General features: G+C 38.9%; 13 protein-coding genes and 1 other annotated feature. Of the genes, 5 read left to right on the top strand and 8 right to left on the bottom strand.

From position 1 onward, the window contains the following. Positions 1-402: 402 nt before the first annotated feature. The 3 genes from croR to serS all read left to right on the top strand — a co-directional run bounded on the left by croR (position 403) and on the right by serS (position 3,829). Positions 403-1,092, top strand: a complete 690-nt coding sequence (croR, locus tag EP1_RS09115; protein ID WP_067626667.1) for a response regulator transcription factor CroR — start codon at positions 403-405, stop codon at positions 1,090-1,092. Continuing rightward, the gene (locus EP1_RS09110) at positions 1,082-2,263 is read left to right on the top strand and encodes a sensor histidine kinase (protein WP_067626665.1); all 1,182 of its coding nucleotides are present in this window, start codon (positions 1,082-1,084) and stop codon (positions 2,261-2,263) included. Before croR ends, EP1_RS09110 begins: the two co-directional genes overlap by 11 nt. 31 nt (positions 2,264-2,294) lie before the next feature. Next, positions 2,295-2,503: a binding site (T-box leader), on the top strand. 45 nt (positions 2,504-2,548) lie between these two features. Continuing rightward, the gene (gene serS / locus EP1_RS09105; RefSeq protein ID WP_067626663.1) at positions 2,549-3,829 is read left to right on the top strand and encodes a serine--tRNA ligase; all 1,281 of its coding nucleotides are present in this window, start codon (positions 2,549-2,551) and stop codon (positions 3,827-3,829) included. A 77-nt stretch (positions 3,830-3,906) separates the two neighbouring features. Here serS and guaB read toward each other — a convergent pair whose 3' ends face one another. From guaB to EP1_RS09065, 8 genes are all read right to left on the bottom strand, one after another. After that, entirely contained in the window at positions 3,907-5,391 is a 1,485-nt protein-coding gene (guaB, locus tag EP1_RS09100) for an IMP dehydrogenase (protein WP_067626661.1), read from the bottom strand. Between the two features lie 345 nt (positions 5,392-5,736). After that, the gene (locus EP1_RS09095; protein ID WP_067626659.1) at positions 5,737-6,441 is read right to left on the bottom strand and encodes a DUF1129 domain-containing protein; all 705 of its coding nucleotides are present in this window, start codon (positions 6,439-6,441) and stop codon (positions 5,737-5,739) included. A gap of 15 nt (positions 6,442-6,456) precedes the next feature. After that, on the bottom strand, positions 6,457-7,557 hold the full coding sequence (gene ychF / locus EP1_RS09090) for a redox-regulated ATPase YchF (RefSeq protein WP_067626657.1): 1,101 nt from the start codon (positions 7,555-7,557) through the stop codon (positions 6,457-6,459). A gap of 30 nt (positions 7,558-7,587) precedes the next feature. Continuing rightward, positions 7,588-7,785 (bottom strand): DUF951 domain-containing protein, encoded by a 198-nt coding sequence (locus EP1_RS09085; protein WP_067626655.1) that lies wholly within the window; start codon positions 7,783-7,785, stop codon positions 7,588-7,590. A gap of 33 nt (positions 7,786-7,818) precedes the next feature. Further along, on the bottom strand, positions 7,819-8,706 hold the full coding sequence (locus EP1_RS09080) for a ParB/RepB/Spo0J family partition protein (RefSeq protein WP_067626653.1): 888 nt from the start codon (positions 8,704-8,706) through the stop codon (positions 7,819-7,821). Continuing rightward, positions 8,693-9,460, bottom strand: coding sequence for a ParA family protein (locus tag EP1_RS09075; RefSeq protein ID WP_067626650.1), 768 nt, complete (start codon positions 9,458-9,460; stop codon positions 8,693-8,695). The genes EP1_RS09080 and EP1_RS09075 overlap by 14 nt, the downstream gene beginning before the upstream one ends. 77 nt (positions 9,461-9,537) lie before the next feature. After that, positions 9,538-10,251, bottom strand: coding sequence for a 16S rRNA (guanine(527)-N(7))-methyltransferase RsmG (rsmG, locus tag EP1_RS09070; protein WP_067626671.1), 714 nt, complete (start codon positions 10,249-10,251; stop codon positions 9,538-9,540). 119 nt (positions 10,252-10,370) lie between these two features. Continuing rightward, the gene (locus EP1_RS09065; RefSeq protein WP_067626648.1) at positions 10,371-11,264 is read right to left on the bottom strand and encodes a LysR family transcriptional regulator; all 894 of its coding nucleotides are present in this window, start codon (positions 11,262-11,264) and stop codon (positions 10,371-10,373) included. Between the two features lie 132 nt (positions 11,265-11,396). On the opposite strand from EP1_RS09065, the gene EP1_RS09060 reads away from it, so the two are divergent. Both EP1_RS09060 and EP1_RS09055 read left to right on the top strand, forming a co-directional pair. Further along, on the top strand, positions 11,397-12,611 hold the full coding sequence (locus EP1_RS09060; protein WP_067626646.1) for an MFS transporter: 1,215 nt from the start codon (positions 11,397-11,399) through the stop codon (positions 12,609-12,611). Between the two features lie 114 nt (positions 12,612-12,725). Next, on the top strand, positions 12,726-14,753 hold the full coding sequence (locus EP1_RS09055; RefSeq protein ID WP_067626644.1) for an oxidoreductase: 2,028 nt from the start codon (positions 12,726-12,728) through the stop codon (positions 14,751-14,753). Positions 14,754-14,762: the final 9 nt, after the last annotated feature.

Raw genomic sequence — 14,762 nt, 5'->3', positions numbered from 1 at the left:
TTTTTAAAACTTTTTTGAAGTTCTTATTAGAAGTTGTCGTCATCGTTTGATGCGACTTTGATAGAATAACTGAAATCTCGTTATCTGTCAACAACATTTTTAGGTGTTCCGAAAGATTTTTTTCTGTCTCAGAACATAAAATAATATAGCAGTTTTAAAGGATTTGGTCAACGAAAAAGTGAAGATTTTATTCACTTTTTTTAAACACGATGAATAAAAATAAATCCAGGTATTTCGTTCGTTTTTTTGTTTTTTGAGAGGGCTTTTTTATCTTATCAATAAATTAATTTTCGCTATTTTATTTTTGATTTTTCCTTAACCCTGATGCTGACTTTCGCCTTCCCGTGATTTCTTTGGTAAAATAGGTATGGAATAATTTTTATATGGACGGAGGAACTACTAATGAAAGTATTAGTTGCAGATGATGATAAAGAAATCGTCGAACTACTTAGTATTTATTTGCATAATGAAGGTTATGAAGTGGTAAAAGCCTACGATGGCAAAGAGGCGCTAAGTAAGCTTCGAACTACAAATGATATTGCTTTACTACTATTAGATATAATGATGCCCGTAATGGATGGCATGCAAGTTGTAAAAGAACTCAGAAAAGAATCACAAATTCCAATCATTATGCTGACCGCTAAAACAACCGATATGGATAAAATTAAAGGCTTGGTTGCTGGAGCTGATGATTATGTAACCAAACCTTTCAACCCTTTAGAAGTTATGGCACGGGTAAAATCTTTGTTACGTCGGACGAAAATGCACGTAGCTGAAGATCAGCCAGATATTCTTGAAATCCAATCCTTGATCATCAATAAGGATTCCCACGAAGTAAAAACGGTTGATGGAAAGGAAATTCAATTAACAGCTTTGGAATTTGGAATTTTGTATTTACTAGCCAGCCATCCAAATCGTGTTTTCAGTGCAGATGAAATTTTTGAACGAGTGTGGAAACAAGAGAGCATTGTTTCAGCCAAAACAGTCATGGTTCACGTTAGCCATCTGCGTGATAAAATCGAAGAAGCCACTGATGGTGAAAAAGTGATCCAAACCGTTTGGGGCGTGGGTTATAAGATTGATGCAAAATAAAGTAGATAAGAAAAAAAGAATCACCCTTACTTCTAAGGAGATCAGCGAACTAATCGCAGAGGGAATCATTACCGTCATCTTGTTACTTCTATTGAATGTCGCGATTTTGGTTCTTTTCACACAAATGCTGAATAATTCACCGGATCTATCGGATGCAATTTATCGTTCAAAAAATATTTTTGCTAACAGTCTCAATAGTGATATTTTTTGGAGTGGACGTAATTTTGTTATACCACTTTTCTTTATTATTGATATTTTAGTTGTTTTTTGGCGATTGATCCGCCGCTATCGACAAATGCAGCTGCGCCATATTATCAACGAACTTCATTACATCGCTAATGGTAATTATGACTACCGGATCCCCTTTGAATTACGTGGGGACCTCAGTAAAGTTGTCGATAGCATCAACGGCTTAGTTGATAGTACAGTGGCTGCAATTGAGGATGAACGCGCGATTGAAAAATCAAAAGATGAGTTAATTACCAATGTTAGTCATGATATTCGTACGCCGCTAACTTCGATTATTGGCTATCTTGGTTTGATTGAAGATGGACAATATCAAAATACTGATGAGATTCTTAAATATACTAGTATCGCCTACAAAAAAGCCAAACAGATGAAATCTTTAGTCGAAGATTTATTTGAATACTCCAAGGTTCGCCAACCTTCTGTGCCCGTCAATAATGTTTCGTTTGACATGGTCCAGCTCTTAGAACAATTGGCTGCTGATTTTGAATTAGAAGCGAAAAAGAAAAATATTCAAATTCAGGTCGACTCGAAAGAAAGTCAATTGATCATGGACGGTGATACCGAAAAACTAGTGCGAGTTTTCAATAATCTTATTACCAATGCCTTAAAATATGGGGCCGAGGCCACTAAAATTGTGATTGAGATTGAAAAATCGAAGAACGAAGCTGTGGTTACCGTTAAGAACAACGGCACTTCTATTCCACGAGAAGCTCTAGATCAATTGTTTGACCGCTTTTATCGAGTTGACGGCTCTCGCTCACAAGAAATCAGCGGAACAGGTTTAGGATTAGCCATTGCACAGAATATCGTCAATCTACATGGCGGTTATATTTACGCTCAATCAAACGATGACTGGACGTCTTTTATCATTCATCTTCCCCTTATTAAAAACCAAGTAAAAACGATTTCGGATAATCATTGACTTTAAATATTTGATTGCTTATACTGGTCTCAATAAGATATGCAGGAAACCAAGTACGTAGGTTTGTTTTTTTAGAGAGTTGATGGCTGGTGGAAATCAACAAAACAACTTAGGGAATTCCAGTTTCACAGTCTGCGTTTCTTGAAAGAGAAACCGGGTGACGTCGATATCCGTCAATCAAGTGCAGCCAAGGCTGAATTTGGGTGGTACCGCGAAATTCAACACCGTTTCGTCCCTATTTATGGGATGAGACGGTGTTTTTTTATTTTAAGGGAGGAAAAAATAATGCTGGATGTAAAAATGATTCGTAACAACTTTGCTGAAGTAAATGAGAAATTAGCAACTCGTGGGGTAAAAGAAGAGGTCTTAAAACGTTTCTTAGACCTTGATGAACAACGTCGTCAACTATTAGTAAAAACCGAAGAATTAAAAAAATATCGAAATGATGTTTCTAATGAAATTGCCAAGTTGAAACGCGAAAAAAATGATGCCGCAGATAAAATCGCTGAAATGAAAGAAGTCGGAATTAAAATCAAAGATTTTGATATTCAAGTAGCTGAAATTGATGCTCAATTAACGGAGATCGCTACTACTTTGCCAAACTTACCACATGAATCTGTACCAATCGGTGAAGATGAAGATGATAACGTTGAAGTTCGTCGTTGGAGTGCACCACGTCAATTCGCTTTTGAACCAAAACCCCATTGGGAAGTCGCTGAAAATCTTGATATCTTAGATTTTGAACGCGGCGCAAAGGTTGCCGGCAGCCGTTTTGTCTACTATAAAGGATTAGGTGCCCGTTTAGAGCGTGCGGTTTACAACTTTATGTTGGATGAGCACGTCTATGAACAAGGCTATACTGAAATGATCACGCCTTACTTAGTAAATAGCAAGTCTATGTTTGGTACTGGACAATTTCCTAAGTTCAAAGAAGATGTCTTCCAAGTTGAAGATCGTGATTTAACACTGATTCCAACAGCAGAAGTTCCATTGACCAACTACTATGCTGATGAGATCTTGGATGGGAAAGATTTACCGATTTATTTTACTGCCCTATCACCTTCTTTCCGTTCTGAAGCCGGTAGTGCTGGTCGTGATACACGTGGTCTGATTCGCTTACATCAGTTCCATAAAGTAGAAATGGTTAAATTCAGCGACAAAGAAACTTCTTACGATGAACTAGAGAAAATGACGCACAATGCTGAAATCCTTTTACAAAAATTAGATTTACCATATCGTGTAATTACGTTATGTACAGGGGATATGGGCTTCTCAGCTGCTAAAACTTATGATTTAGAAGTTTGGGTTCCCGCTCAAAATACTTATCGTGAAATTAGCTCTTGCTCAAACTGTGAGGATTTCCAAGCGCGCCGGGCAATGATCCGTTATCGTGATGAAGATGGAAAAGTTCAGTATACTCATACATTGAATGGATCTGGGTTAGCCGTTGGTCGGACAGTCACTGCCATTTTGGAAAACTATCAAAACGAAGATGGCTCAGTAACAATTCCTGACGTTTTAGTACCTTACATGGGCAATGTTAAGGTCATCAAAAAAGAAAATTAAGCAAAAAACAGCGACCTCGAATTTTCGAGGTCGCTGTTTAAATATAAAGGCGGTCAATTGTGACCGCCTTTTCGTTATTATTGTTCTACTGAATAATTTGGTGCTTCTTTGGTAATTTGAACATCATGGGGATGTGATTCTTTTAACCCATTACCGCTCATTTGGACAAATTGTGCATTTTCACGTAAATGTGCTAAATCACCAGCACCTACATAACCCATTCCTGCTTTTAAACCGCCGATCATTTGGAAAATAATGTCTGCTGCTGATCCTTTATATGCCACCCGTCCTTCGATTCCTTCTGGAACCAATTTGTTGGCCTCGTTGACGCCGCTTTGGAAATACCGATCACTTGATCCTTTTTCCATCGCACCTAATGACCCCATTCCACGATAGGTTTTGAAACGACGGCCTTGATAAATCTCAAACTCGCCCGGAGATTCGTCGGTCCCAGCCAACATTGAACCTAACATGACTGCATGTCCACCAGCCGCTAGAGCTTTTACGATATCACCGGAATATTTAATCCCGCCATCAGCAATAATAGCCTTACCGTATTGACGGGCAACTGAAGCCGCATCGTAAATTGCCGTTAATTGTGGTACTCCGACACCTGCAACTACTCGGGTTGTACAGATTGAACCAGGTCCGATCCCAACTTTCACTACGTCTACACCTGCATCGTAAAGAGCTTTAGCTCCTTCAGCTGTTGCAATATTCCCAGCAATTAAAGTAGCCTCTGGGAAGGTTTTACGAATTTCACCAATCTTACGTAATACCCCCGCACTGTGACCATGTGCTGTATCGATTACAATCGCATCCACACCTGCGTCTAACAATGCTTCAGCACGCTCAAATGTATCACTAGTAACCCCCACAGCAGCCGCAACTAAAAGGCGACCATGTTTGTCTTTAGCTGCATTCGGAAATTCGATAACTTTTTCAATATCTTTGATCGTAATCAATCCGCTTAGACGACCTTCATCATCGACAATCGGTAATTTTTCAATTTTATGTTTTTGCAATATCTTTTCAGCATCTTGTAATTTTGTTCCGATTGGAGCTGTTACTAAACCGTCTTTCGTCATTACTTCATGAATTGGAATTTCATAATCGGTTACAAAACGCATATCACGGTTTGTAATGATTCCAACTAATTTACGATTTTCCAAGGTTTCTACGATCGGCACACCACTGATGCGGTAACGACTCATTAAATCTTCTGCATCTCGAACTTTATGTTCAGGTGTTAAGAAAAATGGATCAATGATCACACCACTTTCCGAACGTTTTACTTTACGAACCTCATCTGCTTGGGCAGCAATACTCATGTTCTTATGGATAACTCCTAGCCCGCCTTGACGGGCCATCGCGATCGCCATTTTACTATCTGTTACAGTATCCATACTTGCACTCATCAACGGAATGTTTAATTTGATATTTTTTGCCAATTGCACACTCATATCCACTTCATTTGGCAATACATGACTTTCAGCTGGAATCAACAAAACATCATCAAATGTCAGACCTTTTTTTGCAAATTTCGTTTCCCAATTAGACATTGTTCGTTACCACTCCCCAGAATTATTTTTAATAAAGAAACTAACAGAATCAACGAGTGAAGTCAATAACTTGCACCGAAATACTCATTTAACCCTTATTTTTTTGTTCTCGAACAGGAACCCTCCTAATTTTCAACTCACCTATTTGGTTAACCGTTTTATTCTTTTTGGTTGTCAAAAATCGTATAGCTTCCTTACATTGGCAATGAATTAACTTTCCATTCTGACTTACTGTCGCTCTTCATAACAGCTTTACCTTTTGATTCTTGAAATCCAATAACACTGCACTAATTTATAGATAAAAAAAGAGTACACATATCGAATATGCGCACTCTTATTGATCTACTATTTACGTGGTGCACTTGCTAAACTGCTGATGATTCCAAAACGTTTTTTCAAGTAATAGCGGACTGCCAATGCTATAGCTGCTAAAACGACCATAACCATTGGATCAAGAATCGGATTCAAGGATGGTGGTAATAGTGCGGTACCATTAAAAACTAAGAACCAAACAAGGGTAACTGACCCTAACATCAGAACGGTCTTCCAAGTTTTCGGTTTCTTTGATTTGTCTGCCCCTGGTTGTTCATATTGATAAACAAACAGATACATCATGTAGAAAATCAATCCACCGACTGCTGAAGCTACAATTAATGCAGTTAAACCATACGTTACTGTTTGTGTTCCACGTGAAACAAACAGACCCATAATTCCCGTAAGTAGTCCCAACATTCCAAAAATCATTAAGAAATTATCTAACCACATCAATGATGCAGTAGTAGATTTTTTCTGTTCAGCAGGTTTGTTAACGATGGTATCCAACCGTTCCGAAACGGTCCCGAATAATTGACGGGCCGTTTTTCCCGTTTTCTGTTCTTCAACCATTGTCGGCAACATCTCATTTAAGGCTACGATTGTTTGTTCTTCCGTTAAATTCGCCGCTTTTAGAGCTTTTTTCAAATCAAAAATGTACTGCTCATTCCGCTTAGTCAACTTAGCTTCAAGTTCACTATTTTCCGCGTTTAATGCGCGTAATTTTTCTGGTTCCATGGTGTTCTTTCCTCCTTAAACGTTGAAACGGAACAACATTACATCGCCGTCTTGCACGACATAATCTTTTCCTTCTAATCTAACACGGCCAGCTTCTTTTGCTGCGTGCATACTGCCATATTTATTTAAATCTTCAAAAGAGACTGTTTCAGCACGAATAAAACCACGTTCGAAATCAGTATGGATAATCCCAGCCGCTTGAGGAGCTTTCATTCCTTTACGGAAAGTCCACGCACGAACTTCTTGTTCTCCGGCAGTAAAATACGTAGCTAGGCCTAATAAGGAGTAAGCGGTCCGAATCAATTGGTCTAAGCCAGATTCCTCAATGCCCATCGCTTCCAGGAATTCAGCCTTATCTTCTTCTTCCAACTCAGCAATTTCTTCTTCCGCTTCGGCACAGACAACGATCACTTCTGAATGTTCGCTCGCCGCAAAATTACGGACCGTTTGAACATACGCATTGTCATCTGGATTAGCAACTGTGTCTTCATCAACATTGGCTACATAAAGAACCGGTTTGCTCGTCAATAAAAATAACCCTTTAACGATTTTTTGTTCCTCTTCGCTAAATTCAATAGTTCGAGCAGATTGTCCTTCTTCTAGAACAGGTTTTAATTTATCCAAAACTGCTAATTCTGCTACTGCATTTTTTTCTTTCGTTTTCGCTACCTTTGCTACCCGCGTGTAACGTTTGTTAACTGAATCCAAATCGGCCAAAACTAACTCTAAGTTGATTGTTTCGATATCTTCTAACGGATCCACTCGACCTTCGACGTGTGTAATGTTTTCATTATCAAAACAGCGTACAACATGGCAAATTGCATCTACTTGACGGATATGACTCAAGAATTGATTCCCTAAGCCTTCCCCTTTACTAGCGCCCTTTACGATCCCAGCAATATCAGTAAATTCAAAAGTCGTTGGAACTGTTTTTTTCGGATGAACTAATTCAGTCAGACGTTCCAACCGCCAATCAGGTACTTCTACCATGCCCACATTTGGATCAATTGTCGCAAAAGGATAGTTAGCAGCTTCTGCACCTGCTTTCGTAATTGCATTAAATAAGGTAGATTTACCAACGTTTGGTAAACCTACGATTCCGGCTGTTAAGGCCATAGTCTACTTCACTCTTTCTCTATTAAGGAATTATGCTTGGGAAGAATCATTTTTCTTCTCAAGGATTTTTTTCATTTTCTTTTCAAAATCACGACGCGTCATCATCACGATATGTCCACAGTTGACACATTTGATCTTGATATCCGCACCCATACGAATAATCTCCCAGCGATTTGTCTGGCAGGCATGCGGTTTCTTCATCTCAACGACATCACCTAAGTCATACATCTAACAAACCCTCCTCATTCGTACTAAAAATTTTTATTCATCAAAGTGAATGTTTAAAATGTCCAAGATCCGGGTCAGATCGGAAGGGGAAAGATATTCAATCGAAATCTTGCCTTTGCCGTCTTTTTCAACGATCTCAACACCGGTTCCGAATTTATCCATCAGACGATCTTCACTTTCTCGTAAATAATACGGTTTTTCTTTGGCCAAGCGGGGACCTTTTTTCTTGTCTTTCGCTTTGCCTTCATTATATTCATTCACGATTTGTTCTAACTGACGGACCGTCAAATTTTCTTTCACTGCCCGATTCGCTAGTTTTAAGATTTGATCTTTTTTCTTTAGGCCCAGCAATGTTCGCGCTTGTCCCATCGATAAGCGTTCATCTTGTACCATTTCTTTAACTAATTTAGGTAACGTCAACAAGCGCAGGTAATTAGCGATATACGGTCGACTTTTGCCTAAACGATTGGCTACATCAGCCTGGGTCAATTTTAGATTTTTCATCAACATCTCGTAGGCCTCGGCTTCTTCTAGCGGGTTTAAATCTTCCCGCTGTAAGTTTTCCAAAACCGCAATTTGCATCATTGCTTCCTCATCAAATTCGCGAACAATTGCCGGAATAGTTTCTTTACCAGCTAATTTTGAAGCTCTAAAACGTCGTTCCCCAGCAATTAGTTCATAACCTTTAACAGCAGATTTTCTTACAATAATTGGTTGGAAAACGCCGGATTGTTCAATCGAGTTGGCTAATTCTTGCAAAGTTGTTTCATCAAATGATTTTCGCGGTTGATACGGGTTGGGACGTAAATCACTTAAAGGAATCTCAACCACTTGATCCTTTTTCATATCGACTTCCTCAATCTCGGAAAGATCTTGGAATAAAGCATCGATTCCACGGCCTAAACCTTTACTTTTGCTCACGAACTAACACTTCCTTTGCTAGAGCTTGATACACTTCCGCACCTTTTGAGCGTGGATCATAATCAATGATCGGTTTGCCATGACTAGGTGCTTCGGATAAGCGAACATTGCGCGGAATAATTGTGTCATACACTTTTTCTTGGAAATAACGCCGAACCTCTTCTACCACTTCTGCCCCAAGATTGGTCCGTGCATCATACATCGTCAATAATACGCCCTCAATCTCTAAACCAGGATTGAAATGTTTTTGAACTAATCGTACAGTGTTCAAAAGCTGACTTAGCCCTTCTAAAGCGTAATACTCACATTGAACCGGGATCAAAATCGCATCGCTAGCTGTAAAAGCATTAATCGTTAAATGTCCTAATGATGGTGGGCAATCGATTAATATGAAATCATAGTCATCACTAACCTCAGCTAAAGCACTCTTTAGGCGAGATTCCCGGGCCATCATCGAAGTCAATTCAATCTCTGCACCAGCTAACTGCAAAGTCGCAGGAACGATTGATAAGTTCTCCCGTGAAGTTTGAACAATTGTCTCCTTAATCGGAACTTCATTGACTAAAACATCATAAATATCTTGTTTCACGTCCGGTTTACGTACCCCTAAGCCACTGGTGGCGTTGCCCTGTGCATCACTGTCGATCAGCAAGACTTTTTTACCATCATAAGCTAAGCACGCCCCCAAATTAACAGTCGTCGTCGTTTTACCAACGCCGCCTTTTTGGTTTGCAACAGATATGATCCGTGCCATCTAATTTCCTCCTAATTCACCATAAGCTCTTCATTTTTTCTATCGAAAGCCTACTATTTCACGTAACTAATTTTATTTTATTTCAAGGGCTGCTTATTCGGCAGACCTGGTTTACGTGGATATTTCTTTGGGGTTTCTTTCTTCTTTTGTACTGTAATGATGTGACGCGTATCACCATTTGGCAGTGAAACGTCTTCAGCTTGGATTAATTTCCCACCAAGCAAGGCAATAGCGGGTCTTGCTTCAGTTAATTCTTCCTCACTTTTCGCCGCTTTTAGGGCAAAGAAATAACCATCTTTTTTCACTAACGGCAAACAAAGCTCTGTCAGAACATTTAAACGCGCGACTGCTCGAGCCGTTACAAAATCATAAGCTTCACGAAATGCTGCGTTTTGTCCAAAAGTCTCTGCCCGATCGTGATAAAGGTGGACACCCTTTAATCCTAATGTTTCTACAAGTGTTGTTAAAAAAGTAATGCGTTTGTTTAAAGAATCAACGATAGTTACCTCTAATTCTGGAAAAACAATCTTTAAGGGCAGACTAGGAAAACCTGCGCCCGACCCAACATCACACAATTTCCCTTTTGATTCAAAGGTGTCAGAAAAAGCTAATGTAATAGAGTCATAAAAATGCTTCAGATAGACTTCTTCGTGTTCAGTGATTGCAGTGAGGTTCATCTTTTGATTCCATTCAACCAATAAGTCAAAATAGGTAGCAAACTGCTCCATCTGGTGACTCGATAATTCGATCCCTTGTTTACCTAATTCTGCTTGAAATTCTTCTGGTGTCATAAGAAATCCTTTCATTTTCGTGAAACAGCAAATTGTTTCACAGACTATCCTCTACTTTAACGCATTATTGCTTTACATGCAATGGTTTGCGTATGTTTCACACTGAGATTTAGAAAGCTTTAAGCTCCATTTTGGCTGATCTTTTTTAAGCAAAAATCATAGAATTTTTTCAATACAGGAATTTCTAAATTATTTTTTTTTACAGCTAAATAAATATTCCGGTCTTCCAATCCATCTTTAATTTTGATTTTCTTAACTGGATATGAAGCAATTGAAGGAATATTCGGCATCAAAGCAATCCCGTAATTTTCACCAACAAAACCCAGGACACTATGATCCTCTTCTAATTCGCACTGAACGGTTAATTCGATTCCTAAATTATCCAGCTGCCGATCTAGATAAGGCCGTAAGCCACTTTGCTTCCCATAATATACGTACGGATACATTAAGGTCTCACGAAGCTGAATTTCATCATGCTGTGCTAACGGATGCTGCTCTGGCACAACCAATACTAATTCCTCCTGAGCCAACACTTGAAAAGCCAAATTACTATCATCACTGATTAGGGAACAAATGCCGATATCAATCGTATCCTCAAGCAGCATGCGAATAATTTGATTCGAGTTTCCTTGATGAAAAACAAAACGAATAGCACTCGTCTCCTCTTCTTGTTGAAAGGCTTGAATCAGTTGCGGCGCTAACGTAGAGCCCATTGTATAAATGAAACCAAATTCAATTTCGCCAGAAGTAGGGTTAATCAGCTCCTGTAGTCTTCGCTGTCCTTTTTCCAATTCTAACAATGCTGGCTGAACATACTCATAAAAAATACGACCGTAACGAGTCAAAGAAATATTTCGACCTTTTTTTTCAAATAGTGCTACACCGAGCTCTTGTTCCAATACATTCATAGCATGACTCACATTCGGCTGTGACGTATTTGCTAATTTGGCTGCTTTTGTCATATGTTCACTTTTAGCTAGCAGAACAAAATATTCTAACTGTCTTAGATTCATTTTCTCACCCCATTTAATAAACCAATTTTATCAATTTTATTAAAATAAAGCATTAGTTTTAATAATACAAATGCGCTAGGATTGAAGTATAATCAAGTGAATAAAATCACATGATATAAAGAGGGATATTCTATGAAAACTACAAAATACCGACTATTAATTGGCAGTCTTTACTTCAACTATATTTTTCAGGGGATGGCCGCGATTATTTTGTCCCAAAATATGGATAATCTAAAAAACCAATGGCATGCTTCAACAACCCAAGTAACTTTGGTCATGAGTGCCATTGGTTTGGGACGAATCGTCAGTCTCTATTACTCTGGTTATTTTTCTGACACTTTTGGACGCAAAAAAACAGTAATTGTTGCGATTCTTTCTTATGTACTTTTCTTTTTTGGTGTTCTGTTTAGCCCCAATTATCAATTCGCTTTTTTCTTTGCACTTTTTGGTGGCATCAGCAATGCTTTTCTCGATACAAGTACGTATCCTACATTAGTCGAAGCCTATCCTGATGAAAAAACCAACAGCTCCTTAAGTGTCTTAAATAAAGCCTTCATTTCTCTTGGACAATTCATTTTACCTTTCATTACTCGCCATCTTCTTCAAAAAGGACTTTTCTTTGGGTGGCCTTTTATTCTTTGTGCCGTTTGTTTATTAGCTAATTTGGGCTATTTATTATTCGCCAAATTCCCTCCATTGAGTTCTTTGTCTACAAAAAAACAAAGTAATGCGGAAGTTTGTGAAAAAAGAATCAATAAAGGGATTTTTAAAATTGATGGTGCTGCGCTACTAGTCTTCTCTTTTGTTTCTGTTTCTATTTTCAATATCTTTATTCTATGGATTCCTCAGTATGCAGAATCCATGCAAATTGTTTCTCACGAAAATAGTTTAATCTTTGTTAGCCTTTATAGCATCGGTTCTTTCGCATCGGTCTTCTTTACTTCTGGAATAGTAAAAAAGGGGATCAATATTCCAAAATTGATTAGTTTTTGTGTAGGTATTTCAGGTTTAACGCTCCTCTGGATGCTGTTAGCACCAAGTTTCCTCTCCACTGTCGTAGCTTCTCTAGCCATTGGTATCTTCGCAGCTGGCGGTATTTGGCAGCTGGGCTTGGCATTAATGCTAGAACTATTTCCTAGTAAAAAAGGGAAATATACTAGTTACTATTCTATTGCAACATCTACTTCAGTCATGATCACTCCATATATCACAGGCATTCTCAGTGAATATGGCATGGAATACGTTTTTTGGTTTAATGTCCTACTGATCCTTTTAGGTTTTATCGCTTCGTTGGTCATCCAACAACGCTATAAAAAAGTTTTCCCTTCAGAAACAACAGAACAATAAATTATATTTATAATTATCATATAAATAAAGCATTAGATTTTATAGTTATCCTCTCGTAGAATAAAAGAAAAGATATTGTGAATATTTTCATTTGTCTACGAAAGGATGATTCCTATGGAAAAGTATCAAACCCTTTTTACTCCCCTTACAATTAAAAGGCTTACTTTAAAAAATCGCGTAATTATGCCGCCTATGGGTACTAACTTCGCCAATCAAGATGGAACTTTTAACGAACAACACTATTCCTATTACGAACAACGGGCAAAAGGTGGAACAGGTCTGATCACCTTAGAAAATGTTTGTGTCGATTATCCCCTAGGAACGAACGGAACTACACAGTTAAGAATCGATAACGATCAGTTTATCCCTGGCCTATGGCAATTTAATGAGCGGATGCACGCTTATGGAGCAGCTACTTCTATCCAAATCAATCATGCCGGGGCCTCTGCTTATCAACTCCGCCTTAATGGACAGCAATCCGTTTCTGCTTCGGATGTTCCAAGCAAAATCGGTAATCCCAAACCGCGGCCGCTTAAAAAAAATGAGATCGAAACAATTATCAAAAAGTATGCTGAAGCAGCCACTCGAGCACAGCAAGCTGGTTTTGATTGTGTGGAAGTCCATGCTGGACATTCTTACTTAATCAGTCAATTTTTATCCCCCATCTACAATAAACGAACGGATGAATTCGGTGGTTCTCCAGAAAACCGTGCACGCTTCGCACGCTTAATCATCCATGCAGTTCGAAAAGCCGTGGGACCATTTTTCCCAATCTCTTTGCGCATCAGTGCCGATGAACTTTTACCTGAAGGAAATACGTTGGAGGATTCCTTGGAGCTTCTTACTTATATCGTTGAAGATATTGATATTCTGAATGTTTCTTCCGCCCTAAATGATAATCTGCAATATCAAATCGACAAGATGAATTTAAAAGATGGCTGGCGTAGCTATATGGCTAAAGCAATCAAAACACGTTTCCCAGAGAAAGTGATTGTTACCTCAGGAAATATCCGGCGTCCGCAACGAGCAGAAGAAATCTTGCAAAATGGCGATGCTGACTTGCTAGCTATGGGACGTGGATTAATCGCTGAGCCAAACTGGGTCAATAAAGTCGCTAACGGACAAGAAGCTTTACTACGCAAGTGCATCTCTTGCAACATTGGGTGTGCCGATCATCGGATTGCTAAATCACGTCCGATCCGTTGTACCGTGAATCCGGATCTCTATTATGAAGATGCTTACAAAAAAAATCCGCTTACTACGCCGCTTAATGTAGTTGTTATCGGTGGGGGAACTGCTGGCCTCGAAGCTGCTGCAAGTGCCGCTGAAGTTGGTGCCTCGGTCACTCTTTATGAAGAAAAAGGTTATCTAGGCGGTTTGGCTCACGAAATTGCTCGTTTTCCAGATAAACGTCGCATCAATGATTTCGTTACTTATCTCACCAACCGAGCAGAACAACTGCCTAATTTGACGATTCATTTAAATCAACGTTTTTCACTAGCCAATCTAAAGCAAAAACCTGATTTGATTGTCAATACGACGGGCGCATTACCTCTTTTACCACCAATTAAAGGGTTACATGAAGAACTAGCAAAAGTTGGCCGTCAAGTCTTCTCTATTTTTGATTTACTAGGAAATATGGAAAAATTTCAAGATTTCTCAGGAAAAAAAGTCGTTGTGATTGGTGGAGGTGCTGTTGGCTTAGATGTCGTTGAATATTATGCTGAAAATGGTGCCGAAAAAGTGGCTATTGTCGAAATGGTTGATCAACTAGGAAAAGACCTAGACATTATTACTAAGCTGGGAATGATGGAGCTTGTCACTGATTATCACGTTGACGTTCATACTTCAACAAAATTAATGGAAGTTCAAAAAGACCGGTTCCTCGTAGAGAGTCCCACCGGAAAGATCATAGAGTTACCATTTGATTTAGGTTTCATTTGCCTTGGTATGCGAGCAAATGCACCTTTGATGCCAGAGCTTACAACCTACGCCCAACAAAACGATGTTACCTTACTTAACATCGGTGATAGTAAAGTGGCTCGTCGGATTATGGAAGGAACTCGAGAAGCCCGTGACGTCGTCAAAGTTATTAAAAATTTAGATTCTCAACGGGTTTCTCCCTACGCATCTTCTGTTTGATTTTAAATT

The organism is Enterococcus pseudoavium NBRC 100491 (assembly GCF_001544295.1).
GTDB classification, from domain to species: domain Bacteria; phylum Bacillota; class Bacilli; order Lactobacillales; family Enterococcaceae; genus Enterococcus_A; species Enterococcus_A pseudoavium.
This window is presented reverse-complemented; position numbering and strand designations above follow the sequence as displayed.